At 57.2% G+C, this 19,263-nt stretch carries 15 protein-coding genes; 4 read left to right on the plus strand and 11 right to left on the minus strand.

The window, feature by feature from the left end; genetic code table 11:
- Positions 1-61 precede the first annotated feature (61 nt).
- The gene (locus AC6I8J_RS09395; protein ID WP_497825298.1) at positions 62-1,084 is read right to left on the minus strand and encodes an ABC transporter substrate-binding protein; all 1,023 of its coding nucleotides are present in this window, start codon (positions 1,082-1,084) and stop codon (positions 62-64) included.
- A 222-nt stretch (positions 1,085-1,306) separates the two neighbouring features.
- On the opposite strand from AC6I8J_RS09395, the gene AC6I8J_RS09400 reads away from it, so the two are divergent.
- The 3 genes from AC6I8J_RS09400 (at position 1,307) to AC6I8J_RS09410 (ending at position 5,414) form a co-directional block, all read left to right on the plus strand.
- Positions 1,307-2,341 carry a LacI family DNA-binding transcriptional regulator gene (locus AC6I8J_RS09400; RefSeq protein WP_497825299.1) on the plus strand — a complete coding sequence of 345 codons (1,035 nt, stop codon included), beginning with the start codon at positions 1,307-1,309 and terminating at the stop codon, positions 2,339-2,341.
- Positions 2,342-2,604: 263 nt separating this feature from the next.
- A complete protein-coding gene (locus AC6I8J_RS09405; protein WP_161734799.1) occupies positions 2,605-3,498 on the plus strand; it encodes an SDR family oxidoreductase in 894 nt (297 codons plus the stop codon).
- A 92-nt stretch (positions 3,499-3,590) separates the two neighbouring features.
- Positions 3,591-5,414, plus strand: a complete 1,824-nt coding sequence (locus tag AC6I8J_RS09410; protein ID WP_161734802.1) for a glycoside hydrolase family 15 protein — start codon at positions 3,591-3,593, stop codon at positions 5,412-5,414.
- Between the two features lie 13 nt (positions 5,415-5,427).
- Here the strand turns inward: AC6I8J_RS09410 and AC6I8J_RS09415 are convergent, their stop codons facing one another.
- From AC6I8J_RS09415 to AC6I8J_RS09435, 5 genes are all read right to left on the minus strand, one after another.
- A complete protein-coding gene (locus tag AC6I8J_RS09415; RefSeq protein WP_497825300.1) occupies positions 5,428-5,925 on the minus strand; it encodes an RES family NAD+ phosphorylase in 498 nt (165 codons plus the stop codon).
- Positions 5,925-6,377 (minus strand): Xre family toxin-antitoxin system antitoxin, encoded by a 453-nt coding sequence (locus AC6I8J_RS09420; protein WP_161734809.1) that lies wholly within the window; start codon positions 6,375-6,377, stop codon positions 5,925-5,927. Before AC6I8J_RS09420 ends, AC6I8J_RS09415 begins: the two co-directional genes overlap by 1 nt.
- Before the next feature lie 87 nt (positions 6,378-6,464).
- Positions 6,465-7,619: a class C beta-lactamase gene (ampC, locus tag AC6I8J_RS09425; protein WP_222924020.1), complete on the minus strand. Its 1,155-nt coding sequence runs from the start codon at positions 7,617-7,619 to the stop codon at positions 6,465-6,467.
- 30 nt (positions 7,620-7,649) lie between these two features.
- Complete coding sequence (locus tag AC6I8J_RS09430; protein ID WP_161734815.1) at positions 7,650-7,895, minus strand: hypothetical protein; 246 nt, start codon at positions 7,893-7,895, stop codon at positions 7,650-7,652.
- A gap of 67 nt (positions 7,896-7,962) precedes the next feature.
- Positions 7,963-9,144: a glycosyltransferase family 4 protein gene (locus AC6I8J_RS09435; RefSeq protein ID WP_497825301.1), complete on the minus strand. Its 1,182-nt coding sequence runs from the start codon at positions 9,142-9,144 to the stop codon at positions 7,963-7,965.
- 628 nt (positions 9,145-9,772) lie between these two features.
- On the opposite strand from AC6I8J_RS09435, the gene hpxO reads away from it, so the two are divergent.
- Positions 9,773-10,930, plus strand: coding sequence for an FAD-dependent urate hydroxylase HpxO (hpxO, locus tag AC6I8J_RS09440; protein WP_497825302.1), 1,158 nt, complete (start codon positions 9,773-9,775; stop codon positions 10,928-10,930).
- A gap of 42 nt (positions 10,931-10,972) precedes the next feature.
- On the opposite strand, the gene dcp is transcribed toward hpxO, so the two are convergent.
- The 5 genes from dcp to guaD are packed head-to-tail and all read right to left on the minus strand — an operon-like array spanning position 10,973 to position 18,962.
- Positions 10,973-13,015: a peptidyl-dipeptidase Dcp gene (gene dcp, locus AC6I8J_RS09445; protein ID WP_497825303.1), complete on the minus strand. Its 2,043-nt coding sequence runs from the start codon at positions 13,013-13,015 to the stop codon at positions 10,973-10,975.
- A 60-nt stretch (positions 13,016-13,075) separates the two neighbouring features.
- Entirely contained in the window at positions 13,076-13,852 is a 777-nt protein-coding gene (gene xdhC, locus AC6I8J_RS09450) for a xanthine dehydrogenase accessory protein XdhC (protein WP_253421955.1), read from the minus strand.
- Positions 13,839-16,205 (minus strand): xanthine dehydrogenase molybdopterin binding subunit, encoded by a 2,367-nt coding sequence (gene xdhB, locus AC6I8J_RS09455; protein ID WP_497825304.1) that lies wholly within the window; start codon positions 16,203-16,205, stop codon positions 13,839-13,841. The genes xdhC and xdhB overlap by 14 nt, the downstream gene beginning before the upstream one ends.
- Positions 16,195-17,637 carry a xanthine dehydrogenase small subunit gene (gene xdhA, locus AC6I8J_RS09460; protein ID WP_161735908.1) on the minus strand — a complete coding sequence of 481 codons (1,443 nt, stop codon included), beginning with the start codon at positions 17,635-17,637 and terminating at the stop codon, positions 16,195-16,197. Before xdhA ends, xdhB begins: the two co-directional genes overlap by 11 nt.
- Positions 17,634-18,962 (minus strand): guanine deaminase, encoded by a 1,329-nt coding sequence (gene guaD / locus AC6I8J_RS09465; RefSeq protein ID WP_253421963.1) that lies wholly within the window; start codon positions 18,960-18,962, stop codon positions 17,634-17,636. Before guaD ends, xdhA begins: the two co-directional genes overlap by 4 nt.
- Positions 18,963-19,263 lie beyond the last annotated feature (301 nt).

Genomic DNA, 19,263 nt, shown 5'->3' on the forward strand with positions numbered 1-19,263 from the left:
CAGGCTTACGCCACCGCGGTCTGGCACAGACCCGGCTCAGCAGGCCGGGCGCACACCACCGTTATTGCGCGCTGGCACCAATCTCTTTATCCCAGCGACCCAGCAACGCCTTGCGTTTTGCCGAGTCACCATAGGTTTTGAAGTCATAATCGATCAGTTTGATATTCTCGAAGCGCGGCGCGTATTGAGAGATCTCCGCCTTGCGGTTAGAAGGCAACTGGAACGACTTCGCCTCTTTCATGTTCGACTGAGCCTCCGCGCTGAGCGCCCAGTCGTACCAGCTTTTAGCATTAGCCAGATTGCGCGCGCCTTTAATGATCGACATTGAACCAATTTCATAGCCGGTGCCTTCGCAGGGCGCGACGGGCTTAATCGGGAAGCCATCCACCTCCATCGCCACGGCATCATGCATAAAAACAATGCCGACGGTGGTTTCACCGCGCGCGGCGGCCTTAACCGGTGCAGAGCCGGACTTAGTGTACTGAGAGATGTTGGCATTGAGCTTCTTCAGGTAGTCAAAGGCCTTGTCTTCACCCATGATCTGCACCAGCGTCGACAGAGTGTTATAGGCCGTGCCGGAGGAGTTAGGATTGGCGATCTGAATTTCCCCTTTAAAGCCAGGGTCGAGTAAATCCGCCCAGCAGGCCGGGACCTTCAGCTTTTTCACCGCCAGCAGTTTCGTGTTGTAGCCCCAGCCCAGCGCACCGGCATAGACGCCCACGGTGCGATACCCGGAGATCTCCGCGACTTTCTGTGACCACGGCTGCTGCTCATCGAGCAGAGGAGATTTGTAGGCCTGGGTTAAGCCCTCTTCGGCGGCCTGCATATGCGGGTCACCGGTGCCCGCCCACCAGATATCGGTACGGGGATTGCGCGCTTCACTGCGGATACGGGCATAAGCTTCACCGGCAGAGAGCCGCACCATGCTGAGTTTGATGTCGGGATGACTCTGGCTGAACAGCGTGGTCATCTGTTCACACACCACCACATCAGCAGAGCAGATCATATTAAGGCCCGCCGCCGAGGCAGCAAACGGCACCAGAGGGCAGATGATGACAGCAGCGAGCAGAGAGGGATAACGCATGGTGTTCTCCTGGGGCTGGATGACGCATGTGCGCCAGCTTTTGCACATGTGTGCAAAGATGTAAGCAAAGTAGTACGGCGACCCGGCGACCCTGTCAATTGAGTTGTTATGCAATTGTCAGGGTCTGTCACAAATTTGAAACATCTGGCAGGCAGGCACCCTTTGCACACCCTTGCAATTTCAGGCAGACTCAGTACAGGCAACAGAGGGGCGAGGAAAAAGATGCAGCAGCTTAAAGCAGTAGTGAGTGCGCAGGATGTCGCTGACCGGGCAGGCGTCTCCCGGTCAGCGGTCTCCCGCACCTTTACGCAAGGTGCCAGCGTGTCGGAGTCCACCCGTCAGCGGGTGATGAAAGCGGCTGAAGAGCTGGGCTATCACGTCAATCATCTGGCTCGCGGTCTCGTACGCAACCGCAGCGGCATTGTCTGCTTAATCGCCTCCGAAGTGGATACGCCCTACCGTGCCAGCCTGGTGCGCTGGATGACCCAGTATTTGCAGGAAGCGGGAAAAGTGGCGATGCTGATCAACACCGACCGCTCGGATGCGCGGGTTTCCGACGCACTGCAACAGGCGATTAATTTCCGTGCCGACGCCTCAATCATTCTTTCCGGTATGCCGGACAGCGGCATTACCCGGCTCTGCTACAAGCACGGTCAGCATCTGGTGCTGATTAACCGCGACGAATCCCTGCCCGGCACGCTCAATATTAATCCCGACTCCCGCCCTGCCGCCGAAATGGCGGTTAACGCCTTTGTCCGGGCAGGCTGCAATCGCATCGCCTTTGTCAATTCGCTGGCAGGCACGCCGAGTCTGCTGAAGCGCGAAGCCGATTTTCTGGTGGCGGCGCAAAAAGCGGGTATCACAGTTCAGGTGGAGCGATTCGGCACCACCTCCTATGACAGCGGCCAGATTCTGGCCCAGCGTCTGCTGACGCGTAACATTCGCCCGGATGCGGTTTACTGTGCTACCGACCTGCTCGCCTGCGGTTTTATGGATGAGGCGCGTCACCGCTTTGCACTGCGTATTCCGGAGGATCTCTGCATCATGGGGCATGACAATATCCCGCAGTCGGGCTGGTCCTCGTATAACCTCACCACCTTTGCGCAGCCAGTGGAGCAGTTTGCCCGCGATGCGATTGCCTGGCTGGTGGAGAAAGAAGCGCAACCGGAAACGCTAACACCCAAAAATGAACAACAGCAGGAGCGGAGAATATATCCGGTCGATGTGGTCTGGCGGGGTTCAGTACGGGGCGGTTAACTGCCCTTTGTTTATTTTCAGCCGGAACATTTCACCTGCTGAAATAATCCCCAGTCGGTTTTACGCTTCGCTTTACTTATTTCCTGCCCCCTTTGAAAATAATCGGACAGTGCCGCACACAATATCGATTTCCTGACTACGCTTTATCTGCATTATTAAGTTCTTCTGGTTTTATCTGCTCAATGAATCAGCAGTCAGATGTGACAAATATCACATTTGTGCCAGGCTTAATGTCTCAGATAACTCTGTTCAAGGAGCATACAATGGCTACACCAACTAACAAGACGCTCGATCTGGATCAATTTCCTAAGCCTCCATTTGAGGACCAGCCACAACAGGCGCCAGGCCTGGCCAGCAAGATGATCCCGGTTCCCGACCACGGTGAAACCAGCTACCGCGGTACTGGCCGACTGACCGGCCGTAAGGCGCTGATTACCGGCGGTGACTCCGGAATTGGCCGCGCTGTAGCCATCGCTTATGCCCGTGAAGGCGCAGACGTGGTGATTAACTACCTGCCGGAAGAACAGCCCGATGCCGATGAAGTGATTAAATTAATCGAAGCGGAAGGCCGTAAAGTTTTCGCTATTCCCGGCGACATTCGTTCTGAAGAATTCTGTCAGCAGCTGGTGAAAGACGCCGCTGATAAATTAGGCGGTCTGGATATTCTGGTGAATAACGCCGGTCGTCAGCAATTTAATGAGTCCATTCGTACTCTGAGTACGGAAGATTTTGACGCAACGTTTAAAACCAACGTTTATGCGATGTTTTGGATCACCAAAGCGGCGCTGGAATATCTGCCACGCGGTGCGTCGATTATTAATACTTCATCAGTACAGGCCTTTAAACCCAGCGATATTCTGCTCGACTATGCGCAGACCAAAGCGTGTATCGTTGCCTTCACCAAATCGCTGGCTAAGCAGCTGGGTGGCGACGGTATTCGCGTCAACGCAGTCGCGCCAGGCCCATACTGGACGCCACTGCAATCCAGCGGCGGACAGCCGATGGAAAAAGTGAAGCAGTTTGGTGCCGATTCACCGATGGGCCGTCCCGGTCAGCCGGTTGAGATCGCCCCACTCTACGTTACCCTGGCCTCAACCGAAAGCAGCTACTCCTCCGGTCAGGTCTGGTGCTCTGATGGCGGCACCGGCACGCTGTAAATTGTCTCTGATGGCCGCATAACGCGGCCATTTTTTTGTCCCGTTTTTGCCCACAGAAGAATTCTCGTTACAGTGAAATAAGGAAGCAGACCATGCAAAACCCGATCATTCATTCGCCGGTCAGAGAAGATGGCTTTGCGGGTCTGGGTGATTATGCCGCCATTGGTGAAGGCCGCTCGGTGGCGCTGATCGCGCCGGATGGGGCTATTGACTGGTGGTGCGCGCCTAATCTCGATGCGAAACCGCTGTTTGATCGCCTGCTTGATGCCGGACTCGGTGGCTACTTTCAGATCGTGCCGCGCACGCCCTATCAGGTTTCGCGCCGCTACCGTGACAACAGCAATGTGCTGGAAACCCGTTTCGAAACGGACAGCGGCAGCGTACTGTTGACGGAATCAATCAACAGCACGCTGGCGGGCCGTCTGCCGTGGTGTGAACTGGCGCGTCGCATTGAGGGCGTCAGCGGGGAGGTGGAATTAGCGATCACCCTGCGTTTCGGCACTGCCGCTGAAACCCGTTCGCCCTGGGTGGCTGACAATGAGAAAGGCAAGGTATTTCACATCGCGGAGATCATGGCGATGTTTCGCACCAGCGAAGATATTCAGATAACCGAGCTGGATGATGAGCAGGTCTGCGCCACGCTGCGCACAACGGCCGGTTCCCGATCGCTCTGCGCGCTGCTGGTGACCGAAAAAGAGCCGCTGGCGGTGCCGCCACTGGAGGCTATCGATCAGCGGATCGAAACCAGTCACACCGGCTGGACCAGCTGGGTGGAGAGCCTGCGTTACGCTGGCAGCTATCCGGCACTGGTAAAGCGCTCTGCCCTGTCGCTGAAGTTTCTCTGGTACTCTCCGACCGGTGCGCTGGCCGCTGCCGCGACCACCTCCTTACCGGAAGGTATCGGCGGCGAGAAAAATTATGATTACCGCTACGCCTGGGTGCGCGACGCCTGCCTGATTATTAAAGCGTTCGTCTATATCGGGGCGCTGGAAGATTGTAAGGCGGCCTTTTCCTGGCTGTCGCAGACCATTATGCGTCACGGTGTCAGACTGCGGGCCTGCTATGCCCTGAATGGCGATGAGGTGCCCGCCGAGCGTTATCCGCCGCTGAGCGGCTATAAAAACTCTCAGCCGGTGCGGGTTGGCAACAACGCCCGCGACCAGCTGCAGCTCAGCATGTATGGCGACATGCTGGTCACCGCACAGCACTTTATTGAAGCGGGACACGTACTGGATATCACCACCTCGCGCATGCTGGGTGAGCTGGCAAACTGCTGCGCCGATCACTGGCGGCAGAAAGATTGCGGCATCTGGGAACTGCCGGAGCTGCAACATTACACCCACTCCAAGATGGCCTGCTGGATGGCGCTGGACCGGGCGGTCGCGCTGGCCGAAAGCCAGCATATCGAACCGACCTGGCTGGGACGCTGGCAGCGGGAACGTGACCGCATTCGCGACTGGATTGAGTCGCACTGCTGGTCAGAGCAACAGCAGGCTTATCTCTTTTACGCCGGCAGTGACGATCGCCTCGACGCATCGCTGGCGCTGGTTCACGGCTACGGCAACGCGGTTAATCCGCAGCGGATGCTTTCGACCTACCGCGCAATCCAGCAGGCGCTGGGCGACGGCAGCGCCATGCTCTATCGCTACAGCGGCGTCAGAGAGGAAGAGAGTACCTTTCTCGCCTGCGCCTTCTGGCTGGTAGAAGCATGGGCAGAGATGGGCGAGACCGGCCAGGCGGAACAGGCGATGCAGGAGATTCTTGATACGCTGAACGGCCACGGTAACGTCGATATCTTCAATGAGATGTATGATGTCCGCAGTCAGAGCTGGCGAGGCAATATGCCGCAGGGGCTGAGCCATCTGGCATTGATCTGTGCGGCGCAGGCGTTATCGGAATCGCAGTCGTCAGCATGATGCATCACTCATGTTACAGGGAGGTCAGGGAACCGGCGTCCTGTTGCAGCCGGAAGCGCGGGTCGAAGAAAAACGGTTCTGCCACCACTTTACTGATGATGCCCGCTGCCGCCGGATGACGGGGATTGAATAGCGCGTTCCATTCACCCGTCAGCGTGCTCGGCACCTTGAGCACCAGGCCGTTGTCCGGGCTGGCGAGCCAGTCATCACCAATTTGTCGGGTAGAAGATGGTGCAGGATCGGCCTGCCAGTCAGCGGGTAACGCCGCCAGCGAAAGCTCGGTGATCAGCGATTCCGGTACGTTAATCGCCAGCATTGTGTAGTCATGCGCCAGATCCTCAATGGTGAGGTGCACCAGCGCCTCCAGCACACAGAGCGCCCGGCTCGATCCCATATAGACACAGATCGTTCCCACAGAATTCCAGCGCCCGCCATAAGTACGGGCACCGAACCCATCAAAGGCGGTCATCGCATACTCACGCTTCACCAGGCGAAAGAAAGGCACCGCCATCAGGTGATCACGCCATGCTCAAGCTGACCAATCAGGTTAATCACCGCTTCAGCGCCCACCACCGTGGTGGTCATTTCGGCTGGTTTTTTACCGCCCAGCGCTTTGGCGGGCGTTTCAAGCCACTGCACCAGCCGCTCTCTGTCGTCTCGAAACAGGGTGCTGGCGGCAGAAAGGACGCGGATCAACATATAGATCCGTCCGCTCTGATCGGGCGAAAAGGTCTGCTGCGGATCTTTGACTTTACGGTTATAAGTGGTGCGATCGATGCCCGCCAGACGGCACAGCCAGCCCTCATCAAAGGTGGACAATGACGCGGTGCGTTTCAGCACGCCGCTGCTGAATCCTGTTGCGATACGCTGGTGTGCATCAGGCAGCGTTTCCGGCAGGTTCAGGGCGTGCAGGAGCGAACGGTTGTGCTGATGCTGAGCGGGTGTGTAGATGGCGATGGACATAGCAGCCCTCCTGTTCATTTGATTTTCATTTTAGCGCAAATGAACAGAGGTTGCCAGCCTGCTCGGGCTGAGCAGGCGTGAGGCGTATTATTCAGCCGTACCCTGCCGGAGCGCCTGCAGAATCTGCCACGCTACGCGGATGCGAAGCGGATTGGGGTAATTTTTGTTGGCAAGTAGCACGATGCCGCTGTTCTGCTCAGGAATAAAAGCGATATAGGCACCAAATCCATTAGTAGAGCCGGTTTTATGCACCCAGCTGGCGCTCTGCGACGGTCCGACCGGATTGATCAGGGTCGCCGGACGCGGTTTCAGCGCCACGCCATTATCGTTGTCTTTGAGCAGCGTCTCAGCATCGACGGGCCAGTCGTAGATCTCCCAGCCCAGCCCCTGGTAAAGACTCCCGACGTTAAAATAGCGCGACTGCGCGGTGCGGATGGCATTGCGCAATACGGCATTGCCCGCCGACAACCGGTTGGGATCGACGTTGGCCTGCATAAAGGTCAGCATGTCACGCGCGGTGGATTTGACGCCATAGGCCTCGGCATCCAGCATGCCGGGGGAAACCCGAACCGGCTGACCATTTTTATAGCCCCAGGCGTAGTTCAGCATCATCGACGGCGGCACGGTAATGTAAGTGCGCGTCAGGCGCAGCGGCTGAAACACATGTCGCTCCATCGCCTGCTCATAATCGCCCTTCACCATCAGCGAGCCAAACAGACCGATACTGGCGTTAGAGTACTGGCGCTGCAGACCGGGTGCTGCCTCTGGCTGCCAGTTCTGATAGAAGCGGAGCAGCGAAGCCTGATCGGTCACCTCATCGGGCAGCTGTAGAGGCAGGCCGCCCGCAGTATAGGTCGCCAGATGCAGCATCCGCACCGGACGCCACTGCTCACCCGTCAGCTGCGGCCAGACTTTCTGTACCGGATCGTTAAGACGGATTTCGCCGTTGCGGATCATGATTCCGGCCAGGGTGCCGGTAAAGGTTTTACTCACCGACCCCAGTTCAAACAGCGTGTTTTCCGTAACCCGGCGGCGTGACTCAAGATCGGCCACGCCGAGGTTCACAAACTGCGCCCGGCCCTTGTAAAGCACCGCCACCGACATACCGGGGATCGCCTGCTGCTCCATTAGCGGTTCGATCACGGCTTTAACCAGAGAAGTGACCTGCTGTGAGGAGAGATCGGCGGCAACACAGCTGGCAGAGAGAGAAAATAAAGCAAGGTAAAAAAAGGACTTTTTCATTGTTAACTAAGCGTTCTTCACTGAATCGAATTATTTACACTGGCTGGAACAGGCCTGTACGCACATCTGAGCCTTTGAGCTACAGGCACCGCTATCCCGGGTGTTGCAATGGGATTGCTCTACGTAGCAATTGGTCTGACAGGTGGAGAGATCGCAGCGGTCAGCGACGGGCGTCAACTGCACCAGCGGCGCGCGGGCCGGAAAAATCGGTGCAGGCTGAGCGAAGGCGCTGCTGCCCAGTAATCCGGACAGCAGCAGAGCGAGGATAATTTTCATAACATTTCTCCTGAGGTACGCAGCACTAAGTATGGCCAGTCTGGCGCGCGCCGTCAGAGAAATCTCATCAAATTGAGACCCCAGGAGGGTGTTGAGTGACATTCATCACGCCACGACTGTAGATATCATTGAGCCGGGCGATATAACGCTGGGTGTCATGCTGCTCTTTAATACGCAGAATGGCCGCGTCCCCTTTCTCCTGCAATATTTCAGGACGTTCAATGATGGCGAGCAGCGTCGATTTCAGCCCGTCCACCAGCGACCGGCGCAACTGCGATTTTTGCTCTGCCGAGGTGATGCTGTATTCGCGATCGGGGTTCAGCGGACTCGCAATAACCCAGCCCGCATTGGCAGGATTGATTTCCGGCAGCGCACGCACGTTGCTGGTGATGACCGGACAGCCGTTGGCCTGCATCTCCAGCACGGAGAAACCGTAAGTCTCCTGCCAGGTCGGTAATAAACCGGCATCGCTCTGACGGAACAGCTGCATCAGCGCACTGTTTTCCATCTGTGAATGATGCGTAATGCAGCGATAGCGCTTGATGCGGTTCTCAATGTCGCGACAAAAAGCATCATTATCCTGGAATTGACGGTGAGCAACATTACGACGTTTGGTGAGATCGCCAATCAGCTGCAGATCCAGCTGCGACTCGTCCAGCCGGTGCTCTTCAATCAGCTCACTGATTGCCAGCACCACTTCCGCCCCGCCTTTACGGTAGAACTCATTACCGGCAAAGATCAGCTTCAGAATACCGGGCTGACGCGGCGTTTTTTGCTGAACGAACAGCTTTTGCGGCGGATGCAGCACCAGGGTTTTACGGCGGATTTGCTGCGCAACATCCGGTTTGAACAGTTTCATCTGAATGTTCAGCGTAGCGTCTGAGATGGCAATCAGCCCCAGACAGTTATCTTTTAACAGATAAGGAATAAGCCGTTGCAGCTCAGGGTTATCCTGCTTGGCAACACCCGCTACCGGCAACACGCGCGGCAGCTCGGTTTCAAACGAGGCGACCCACTTCTGCTGAGTGATGGCGACTTCGTTGAACAGATGAAGGATGTCAGCCCGCGATGCCCCGGAAAAAGGCACAGGCTGAAAGACAAAGGTTTTATTCTTTTTAAGCAATCGGGTACGTAACGGATTAATAAAATAGAACAGATTGCTCTTTTTCAGATTTATATAGTCGTTATCCGGATTAACTAAGATATTACGTTGCTCCGGATACTGGTTATTCGTGATTCCAATTTTCATGATCGTCTTCCAGAGTCCTTTATGTCCAGAGTGATCTATATCACGCGATCGCGGCGGATACGTTTGAGCAATTTCCTAAAAGCCCTTTCTGCTGTGGCTTGCACAGTTTTGCTAATGATTGCGCCCGGTGATAAAACAGTCATAACTGTGTCTGTTTATGAATCTGCATTTTTTATTAACAGGTATGTTTAATTGTTTCAGCCCAACTAACTGTTGAATAAGGCAAGGATTTCCCGGGCAATACCTGCGCCATTTATTATGTGTATGTTTAATTATTTGTTAGTAATGTTATCAAAGCGAGGTAGTTATTTAGTTTACAACTTTTAAAGTAATTTACGGCGCGGGATAACGGGATGTTGACTCTCACTGACTGATGAATGTCCCGGAAACCTGATAGCGACCATAAAACAAATGATGAAACAAAAGATGCAGCCTGATCACATCTGCACTCTTCTGGCTCCCTGAGTTGCCACATTTAAGTGCATCACATCAGAAAGAGGTTGCCTGCCGCACACCGCAAGAATGAAAGTAAATCCATGTTTTAATTTAATTTTGTAGCAAACCCCAGCGTAGCCACCTCTCTGGTACAAAAGTTGCAGGAGTCTCTCCATGCAGACAGGAGAGCATTATGAAAGCAATCGTAATTGGTGGCGGTATTGGCGGAATGAGCAGCGCGATTGCGCTGGAGAAAGCCGGGATCGACGTTGAGGTGTTTGAGGCCGTTCAGGCGATGAAACCCGTCGGCGCGGCGATTTCTATCTGGCCCAATGGCGTTAAATGCCTGAATGCGCTGGGAATGAAAACCGCGCTACGTAAGCTGGGCGGCAATATGGCCTATATGGCCTATCACGACGGCGCAACCGGTGCGCCCCTGACCCGCTTCAGCATGGCTCCGCTGGTACAGCAGGTGGGCGAATATCCCTGTCCGGTGGCACGAGCAGAACTGCAGGCGATGCTGATTGATACCTTCGGACGAGAACGGATGCAGTTTGGCAAGCGGGTGATCCAGGTCGAACAGACTGAAAATGGCGTCATCGCCACTTTCTCTGACAACAGTCAGGCGCACGGCGATTTTCTGATTGCCGCCGATGGCACCCATTCCGTCGTCCGTGACTATGTGCTGGAGCAGAAGCTGGAACGACGTTATGCCGGTTACGTTAACTGGAATGGCCTGGTCACCATAGACGAACATATTGCGCCCGCCGATCAGTGGACCACCTTTGTTGGTGACGGTAAGCGTGTTTCACTGATGCCGGTCAGCGGCAATCGATTCTACTTCTTCTTTGATGTGCCGCTACCGAAGGGACTGCCGCAGGATCGCAGCACGGTGAAAGCGGACCTGACCGGCTACTTCCAGGGCTGGGCGGAGCCGGTGCAGCAACTGATTGCGGCAATTCATCCCGACACCACTAACCGGGTTGAGATCCACGACATTGAACCGTTCAGCCGCTTTGTCAAAGGGCGTGTAGCGCTGCTTGGTGATGCGGCCCACAGCACCACGCCCGATATTGGTCAGGGTGGCTGTGCGGCGATGGAAGATGCCGTCGTGCTGGCCGCGACGCTGGCCTCTCATTCGCTGGGTATAGAAGATGCCCTGTTGCGCTATCAGGCGCGACGGGTTGAGCGGGTAAAAGATCTGGTGCTGAAGGCACGCAAACGCTGTGACGTGACTCATGCGCGCGACCCGGCGGTCACGGCGGAGTGGTATCAGTCATTGAAAAACGAAACCGGTGAGCGAGTGCTGGCCGGAATGTGCGAAACCATCGAAGGCGGCCCGCTGGGCTGACCAAAAAAACAGGGGCTGTCACCATGACAGCCCTTTTAATTATCAATCCGCCAGACCGCGATTCTTCAGCATGGGCTCAAGCTGAGGTGCTGCGCCCCGCCAGCTTTCATACAGCGTTTTAAGATCGCTGCTGTTACCTCGTGACAGAATCTTCTGCCGGAAGATGTCGCCGTTTTCACGGGTCAGTCCGCCATGCTCCGCAAACCATTGATAGCCATCGTCGGCGAGCATCTGCGTCCAGATATAGGCGTAATAACCTGCGGCGTAACCACCGCCCCAGATATGCTGGAAATAGCTGGAACGATAGCGCGGCGGCACCGCCGACAGCGCCATATTGTCGCTCTGCAACGCCTGCTGCTCGAACCCTTCTACGCTTTGCGGTGCGGCATCACGGTTAAGGCTGTGCCAGTGCAGATCCAGCAGCGCGGCAGCCAGCAGTTCGCTCATCTCATAGCCTTTATTGAACGTCGCGGCCCGGACGATCTTTTCATGTAGCTCAGCAGGCATCAGCTCATGAGTCTGATAGTGACGGGCATAGTTTCGGAACACCGCTGGCTCGCTGGCCCAGTGCTCATTGATCTGCGAAGGAAACTCAACGAAATCGCGCGGGGTTTCCGTTCCCGACAGGCTCGGATAGCGCTGGCTGGCAAACAGACCGTGCAGCGTGTGACCGAACTCGTGAAACATCGTGATAACGTCGTCCCAGCTCAGCAGCGCCGGTTCACCGGCTGGCGGCTTGGTGTAGTTACAGACGTTGTAGATCACCGGTTTGCTGTCGAGCAGCGTAGACTGGTTGACGAAGTTGCTCATCCAGGCGCCGCCGCCTTTGCTGTCGCGCTTAAAGAAGTCGGTGTAAAACAGCGCCAGGGGGGTCTCATCGGCGTCAAAAATCTCGTAGACCTGGACGTCGGGATGGTAAACGGGCAGATCCTGTCGCGGCGTGAAACGGATGCCATAGAGTTGCGTCGCCGCCCAGAACACGCCATTCTGCAGCACTGAATTCAGTTCAAAGTAGGGCTTAATCTGGCTCTCATCCAGATCGTAACGGGCACGCCGCACCTGTTCGGCATAAAAACGCCAGTCCCAGGCCTGCAGGGTAAAGTCGCCCTGCTGCTGGTCGATGGTCTGCTGGATAGCCGCCGCTTCACGCTCCGCACGACCGCGCGCGGCAGGCACGATGTTATGCATAAACGCCAGCGCCGCCTTAGGCGTTTTGGCCATCTGATCCTGTAACTTCCACTCGGCATAGCTGGCAAATCCCAGCAGCCGCGCCTGCTCCGCCCTGACCTGCGCCAGACGTAATACCAGCTCGCGGGTGTCGTTCTCATCGCCTTTTTCCGTGCGCGTCACGCCCGCCTTAAACAGCGCTTCACGGGTTGCGCGATCGGCCAGGCTCTGAAGTGCGGGTTGCTGGGTGGTGTTCTGCAACACCAGCAGCCAGCGCTTTTCCAGTCCGCGTGCCTGCGCTTCCGCCTGCGCCACCGCCAGATCGGCCGGTGAGAGTCCCTCCAGCTTCTGCAGATCATCGACGACCAGCCCACCCGCTTTAGTGGCGGCCAGCAGTCTGTTGGTGAAGCGGGTGCTGAGGCGGGCCGCCTCCTGATTCAGTGCCTTAAGCTGCTGTTTCTGCGCTTCCGGCAGATTGGCCCCCGCCAGCTGAAAACGCTGCCAGATCACCTCGACCAGCCGTTTTGATTCAGCATCCAGTTTAGCGCGCTGCAGATAGACCGCATCGAGCCGCGAAAACAGCGGGCGGTTCAGCATGATGTCATCGTTGAGCGCGGTAAGCTGAGGCGCAATCTCCTCATCCACCTGCTGAAGATACGGACTGGTATGCGCCGAGGTCATGGCACTGAACACCAGATTCACCCGGTTGAGCAGTTGTCCGCTCCTCTCCAGCGCCTCATAAGTGTTGAAAAAGCTGGGCGAGTCGCTGTTCAGTGCGATCGCCTCGATCTCCTGACGCTTCTCCTCAATGCCCGCCTGCAGCGCGGGCAGAAAATCCTGCTCCTCAATCTGGTCAAAGGGAGGCGCCTGATAAGGCAGTGTGCTGACGCTAAAGAAGGGATTCTGACGGGCGTTCATGGTTCGCTCCTGGTGGGCATCGCAAAGTCTTATCCTGACAGGTTGCCGCGAAAGCGCAACTCAGGCGATTTGCTGCTGATACACGCTGATGATTTCCCCGGCAATCGCCACCGCAATCTCGGCGGGCAGCTTGCCTTTGACGTCCGGCAGGCCAATCGGACAGCGCAGGCGCGCCAGCGGCTCGCTTGCCACACCCTTGCCTGCCAGCCTGTAGCGGAAACGCTGGTTTTTCGTTTCAGAACCGATCACCCCGGCATAGCGGAAATCGCCGCGCTTCAGCACCGCCTCGCACAAATCGAAGTCGAGGGGATGATGATGGGTCATGATGATGAAGTAGCTGCCCGCAGGCGCCTGGGTCACACAGTCGAGCGGATCGTCCGGCTGCAGTGTCATCACGCCAGCGGGAACGTGGCTGAACTGCGCCGGACGGCTATCGATCCAGTTTACGTGACAGGGTAACGTCGCCAGCAGATTCACCAGCGCCTGTCCGACATGGCCCGCGCCAAACAGGTAAATTTCCGGCTGCGCCTGAAGCAGCGGCTCAAACAGCAGTGTGGTTTTGCCGCCACAGCACTGTCCGAGCCGCGCGCCGAGGCTGAAATCCTCGATGTGGGGCGCAGTTGCCCCGCTCTGCAGCATCGCCCTGGCCTGAGCGATGCACGCAAACTCCAGATGACCGCCACCGATAGTGAGAAAACTCTCCTGCTGCGTGACGACCATTTTGCTGCCGCTGTCACGCGGCACCGAACCGTGCTCACTGAGCACGGTGATCAATACGCAGCTCTGGCGTTTTTCACGCAGCTGATGCAGCACGCCGATCCAGTCATGATAGATCATCAACAACTCCCGTCAGGCGCTGCACGCCCCAGAAGATCCGCTCCGGTGTCGCAGGCGCATCCAGCCCAGGGTGCTGCTGGTAACCGGCGACGCTGGCGACCGCATCCTGCAGCGCACACCAGGCGGCTATCCCTAACATAAACGGCGGTTCGCCTACGGCCTTGGAGTGAAACACTGTGTCTTTCGGGTTTTTGCGGTTCTCCACCAGCGTGACCCGCAGGTCCGCCGGAACGTCGCTGATGGCAGGAATTTTGTAGCTTGCCGGACCATCGGTCAGCAGCTGGCCTTTGTCACTCCATACCAGCTCTTCGCAGGTGAGCCAGCCGACGCCCTGCACAAAGCCCCCTTCGACCTGCCCGATGTCGATGGCAGGGTTCAGCGAGGCCCCGACGTCATGGAGAATATCGGCGCGCAGCAGGCGGGATTCACCGGTTAAAGTATCGATCACCACCTCGCAGCAGGCAGCCCCAAAGGCGTAGTAGTAGAACGGCGTGCCACGCCCGGCCAGCCGGTCGTAATGAATCCCCGGCACGCGATAATAGCCGGTGGCAGAGAGTGGCACCTGATTGAGCCACGCCAGCTTCGCTACCTCGGCAAAGGTATAATGCTTTTCGCCAGCGCGCACTACGCCATTACGAAAGCTCACCGCCGCCGCATCGCACTGATGCAGTTCGCAGAGCATGGCGGTCATGCGGTCGCGCAGGATTTCCGCAGCGTTTTGCGCTGCTTTACCGTTAAGGTCAGCGCCGCTGGAGGCCGCCGTCGGCGAAGTGTTGGGCACTTTGCCGGTGTCGGTGGGGGTAATCTGGATTTTATCGGTTTCAATCTGCAGCACTTCGGCAACAATCTGAATCACCTTGGTGTTCAGTCCCTGGCCCATTTCGGTGCCACCGTGGTTAAGCTGCACCGTGCCGTCGGTATAGATCAGAATCAGCGCGCCCGCCTGATTGAGGAAGCTGGAGGTAAAGGAGATGCCGAATTTTACCGGCGTCAGCGCCAGGCCGCGTTTCAGCAGCGGACTGCGGGCGTTAAACGCTGTGATTTCCGCGCGCCGTGCCTGATAGTCGCTGCTCAACTCCAGCTGTTCAGTGATCTCATCCAGCAGATTATCCTCTACCTGCTGGTGGTAATGGGTGATGTTACGCTCCTGCTTGCCGTAATAGTTACGCTTGCGCAGCGCCAGTGGGTCCAGTCCACGGTCGCGGGCGATATGATCCATGATCTGTTCAATCGCCACCATGCCCTGCGGTCCGCCAAAACCGCGATAGGCGGTGTTCGAGGCCATATTGGTGCGGCAGCGATAGCCGGTTATTAGCGCATCGCCGAGGTAATAAGCGTTATCGGCGTGGAACATGGCACGATCGACGATTGATCCGCTAAGATCCAGCGAATAACCGCAGTTGCCGGCAAGATCGATTCTGATGCCGCACAGACGCCCGTCCTCTTCAACGCCCGCGTCGTAGCGTACAAAGAACGGATGGCGTTTGCCGGTGACGCGCATATCGTCGCGGCGTGAGAGCCGCATCTTTGCCGCCCGGCCGGTCTGACGCGCCACGATCGCGCAGAGGCAGGCAACCCCGGCCGCCTGTGTCTCTTTACCGCCAAAGCCGCCGCCCATCCGGCGCATATCGATGGTCACCTGATTCAGGCTGATGCCCATCACTTCCGCCACCAGCTTCTGCACTTCGGTGGGATTCTGGGTTGAGGAGAAGACCTGCAACTGCTGATCTTCGCCAGGAATGACCATTGCCGTCTGGGTTTCCAGATAGAAATGCTCCTGGCCGCCGATATGGAACGATCCGCTGACCCGATGCGGCGCGCGTGCCAGTGCCGCGTCTGCATCCCCGCGCTGGTGAATGTGCGGTTCCTGCACAAAGCTGCCCTGCGCCAGCGCCTGCTCCACATCCAGCAACGGTTCCAGCACGTCATACTCAATCACTGCCGCGGCCGCGCCAAGACGCGCAGTGTCAGGGGATTCCGCCGCCACCGCAATCACGATCTGCCCCAGGTACTCTACTTTGTCATGTGCCAGCAGCGGATCGCCCGGCTCCAGCGGCCCGACATCATTGATGCCCGGCACATCCTGCCAGGTTAATACGCTCACCACGCCGGGCACGGCATAACAGGGCTGCACATCTATGCGCAGGATGCGCGCATGAGCATGCTCACTCAGGCGCGGACAGAGGTGCAAAAGACCAGGCAATTCCGGCTTGTCGTCGATAAAACGCGCCTCGCCGGAGACATGTTTTTCCGCGCTCTCATGACGATGACTGCGACCCACGCCGCTCTGTAAATCCGCGGCATACTGCGCCTTGATCACCTCTTCGTTGAGTTCAGGACGGTTATGAGACATAGCGGGAGACCTCGAGGCAGGTGATTTCGCCGTGGTGGCGATGCCAGTAGCGGCGGAGCAGATTGCGTGCCACCTGAAGGCGGTAGTTACTGCTGGCACGGAAATCAGAAAGCGGCTGGAAATCTTCTGCCAGCGCGGCGGCTGCTCGTGACACTGTCACGGAACTCAGCAGCTGACCGACCAGCGCCTGTTCACACTGCCGGGCGCGTTGCGGTGTGGCCGCCATGCCGCCAAAGGCGATACGGGCGGAACTTACCACGCCCTGTTCCATCTGCAGATTAAAGGCAGCGAACACGGCGGAGATATCATCATCCAGCCGTTTAGAGACTTTCCAGGCAACAAAATCTGGTGACACCGTCACTTTATCGATGCGAATAGCGCGGATAAACTCCCCTTTTTCCAGCTGCGTCTGGCGATAGCCGGTAAAGAACTGATCCAGCGGCAGGCTCCGCTGCTGCTCACCGCGCTGCAGCAGCAAGCTGGCATTGAGGGCCAGCAGCACCGGCGACGCGTCCCCTATGGGTGATGCATTACCGATGTTACCGCCGAGTGTCCCCTGCAAACGGATTTGCAGTGAAGCAAAGCGTTGCAGCATCTCGCTGACGCCGGGAATGCGGCTGGCAAGAAACTCGCTAACCTGCTGTAGCGATGCGCCCGCACCCAGCAGATAGTGATCGTCAAATTCGCTGCAGACTTTCAGCGCGGCAACCTGCTCAAGTGCAATCAGTAGCGGTATTTTTTTATGCTGCTGGGTGATCTGCAGGCTGAGATCGGTGCCACCCGCAATCAGCTTCGCATCGGGATGTGCCTGATAGATTGCGGCCAGCTGGGATGGAGTTTTTGGCAGAAAGCAGCGATGACCCTCAACGCCTATCTCCTGCATCTCGGGAGTGGCCAGCGCCGCCAGCCGCTGTACGGTGCTGGCGGCACTGTGATCGAACTGGTCATTGACCGGCTGCGAGCAGAGCTGTTCGGCCGCAGCCATGATTGGCCGGTAGCCGGTGCAGCGACAGAGATTGCCCGCCAGCGCAGTTTCCGCCTGATGCCGATCCCAGCCCGCTGACTTTTTTTGCAGGCTGAAGAGCGACATTACAAAGCCTGGCGTGCAGAATCCGCATTGTGAGCCGTGGCAGTCGACCATTGCCTGCTGCGCCGGATGCAGTGCGCGACCGTGGCGCAGATCCTCAACCGTGATCAGCTGTTTGCCCTGTAACGCGGAGACCAGCGTCAGGCAGCTATTGATCGTTTCATACTGCATCTCACCGCCGACAGCTTTACCCAGCGTGACGCTGCAGGCACCGCAGTCGCCGGAGGCGCAGCCCTCTTTAGTGCCAGGCCGATGCTGACAAGTGCGCAGGTAGTTGAGCACCGTGAGATTCGGGTCGAGCGCATCTTCGCTGACCAGCTGGTTATTTAACAGAAACTGGATCATGCGGCTTGCTCCTGTGCATCGCGCTGCCAGACCGGACGACCACCGACCCAGGTCTGGGCAATGTTGCGGTCGTCGCCCAGCGTCATTAATACAAACAGTTTTTCCCAGATGTCTTTGCTGTTGCCGATGCGGAGTTGCTGAAGCGCAGAGACCGCCGGATCGAGCACCACAAAGTCCGCCTCTTTACCGACGCTGAAGTTCCCGATTGCATGGTCGAGATCCAGCGCGTGCGCCCCGCCCAGCGTGGCATGATAAAAGGCTTCGGCGGCGCTGAGCCGGTAGTGCTGCAGCTGGCCTACCTTGTAGGCTTCGCCCAGGGTCTGCAGCATACTAAAGGTGGTGCCTGCGCCGACATCGGTGCCAATGCCTGTTTTCACGCCCTGCTGCCAGCTGCGTTTAATGTTAAACAGGCCGCTGCCGAGGAACAGGTTTGAGGTAGGACAGAAGGCAATGGAGGAATCGGTATCGTGCAGACACTGCCATTCCTGCTCTTCCAGATGCAGGCAGTGCGCAAACACGCTGCGGCGACCCGTCAGCTGGTAATGATGATAAACATCCAGATAACCCTCGCGCTCCGGGAACAGTTCTTTTACCCAGGCAACCTCCTGCGGGTTTTCGCTGAGATGAGTGTGCAGCCAGGTATCCGGAAACGCCTGACGCAGCTGCTGCACTTTCTCCAGCAACTGCGGGGATGAGGTCGGCGCAAAGCGCGGTGTCAGTGCATAATTCAGCCGTCCACGCTTGTGCCAGCGCTCAATCAGCGCTCGCGTCTGCTGGTAGCTCTGTTCCGGGGTTTCGATGAGATTGTCGGGTGCATTGCGATCCATCATCACTTTGCCGGCAATCAGCCGCATGTTCAGGGCTTCGGCCGCGCTGAACAGCGCATCGACGGATTGCGGATGCACGGTGCCAAACACCAGCGCGCTGGTGGTGCCGTTGGAGAGCAGCTGATGCAGGAAAAAGGCGGACATCTTTGCGGCGTGATCCGGGCAGTGATACTGCGCTTCAACCGGGAAAGTGTAGTGATTCAGCCACTCCAGCAGCTGTTCGCCAAAGGCACCAATCATCTCCGTCTGTGGATAGTGAATGTGGGTATCGACAAAGCCAGGCACAATCAGTTTGCCGCGCATATCGGTAACAGGCTGACCCGCCAGCCTCGCCTCGCTGTTCTCCCAGCTATCCAGCCCAACCACGTGTCCGTCACGCAGCAGCAGCAGGCCATCCTCCAGATAGCGAGCCTTTCCTGTCAGGTCGTCGGGATGATCCACCACGCCTGTGAAGTCAAAAAAGCTGGCGCGTATCGCCGTATCGGTTGCTGATAGCATGGTATGTCCTTTCTGAAAGCGCGATTGATTATCTGCAGATGAATCTCTGTAAAAATCTTGCAACCTGCGTGCCAGATCTGAAATACAATAAAACCTTTAAATATCAACACACTATAGACAAAAGTTAAGCGTTGCGCAACAAAGGTAGCCTTCGTTAGCGTCGCAACCGTTTGCGAAGCCGATGCAAACGGTTGCGATTCGATATTGCCCGGATGACTTAATGTGAGTATGGCCTGTTGCCTGACAATCTGCCCTTTTGCGGTGCAGACTGCCCTGAAAAGGCGCAGCGGGATGCCCGTTA

This window comes from Pantoea sp. X-Soil-ISGK-355, from assembly GCF_059730805.1.

Excerpts from the sequence above, each read along its gene's own strand:
- AC6I8J_RS09395 (WP_497825298.1), bottom strand. The coding sequence starts at position 1,084 with ATGCGTTATCCCTCTCTGCTCGCTGCTGTCATCATCTGCCCTCTGGTG.
- AC6I8J_RS09400 (WP_497825299.1), top strand. The coding sequence starts at position 1,307 with ATGCAGCAGCTTAAAGCAGTAGTGAGTGCGCAGGATGTCGCTGACCGG.
- AC6I8J_RS09405 (WP_161734799.1), top strand. The coding sequence starts at position 2,605 with ATGGCTACACCAACTAACAAGACGCTCGATCTGGATCAATTTCCTAAG.
- AC6I8J_RS09410 (WP_161734802.1), top strand. The coding sequence starts at position 3,591 with ATGCAAAACCCGATCATTCATTCGCCGGTCAGAGAAGATGGCTTTGCG.
- AC6I8J_RS09415 (WP_497825300.1), bottom strand. The coding sequence starts at position 5,925 with ATGGCGGTGCCTTTCTTTCGCCTGGTGAAGCGTGAGTATGCGATGACC.
- AC6I8J_RS09420 (WP_161734809.1), bottom strand. The coding sequence starts at position 6,377 with ATGTCCATCGCCATCTACACACCCGCTCAGCATCAGCACAACCGTTCG.
- ampC (WP_222924020.1), bottom strand. The coding sequence starts at position 7,619 with ATGAAAAAGTCCTTTTTTTACCTTGCTTTATTTTCTCTCTCTGCCAGC.
- AC6I8J_RS09430 (WP_161734815.1), bottom strand. The coding sequence starts at position 7,895 with ATGAAAATTATCCTCGCTCTGCTGCTGTCCGGATTACTGGGCAGCAGC.
- AC6I8J_RS09435 (WP_497825301.1), bottom strand. The coding sequence starts at position 9,144 with ATGAAAATTGGAATCACGAATAACCAGTATCCGGAGCAACGTAATATC.
- hpxO (WP_497825302.1), top strand. The coding sequence starts at position 9,773 with ATGAAAGCAATCGTAATTGGTGGCGGTATTGGCGGAATGAGCAGCGCG.
- dcp (WP_497825303.1), bottom strand. The coding sequence starts at position 13,015 with ATGAACGCCCGTCAGAATCCCTTCTTTAGCGTCAGCACACTGCCTTAT.
- xdhC (WP_253421955.1), bottom strand. The coding sequence starts at position 13,852 with ATGATCTATCATGACTGGATCGGCGTGCTGCATCAGCTGCGTGAAAAA.
- xdhB (WP_497825304.1), bottom strand. The coding sequence starts at position 16,205 with ATGTCTCATAACCGTCCTGAACTCAACGAAGAGGTGATCAAGGCGCAG.
- xdhA (WP_161735908.1), bottom strand. The coding sequence starts at position 17,637 with ATGATCCAGTTTCTGTTAAATAACCAGCTGGTCAGCGAAGATGCGCTC.
- guaD (WP_253421963.1), bottom strand. The coding sequence starts at position 18,962 with ATGCTATCAGCAACCGATACGGCGATACGCGCCAGCTTTTTTGACTTC.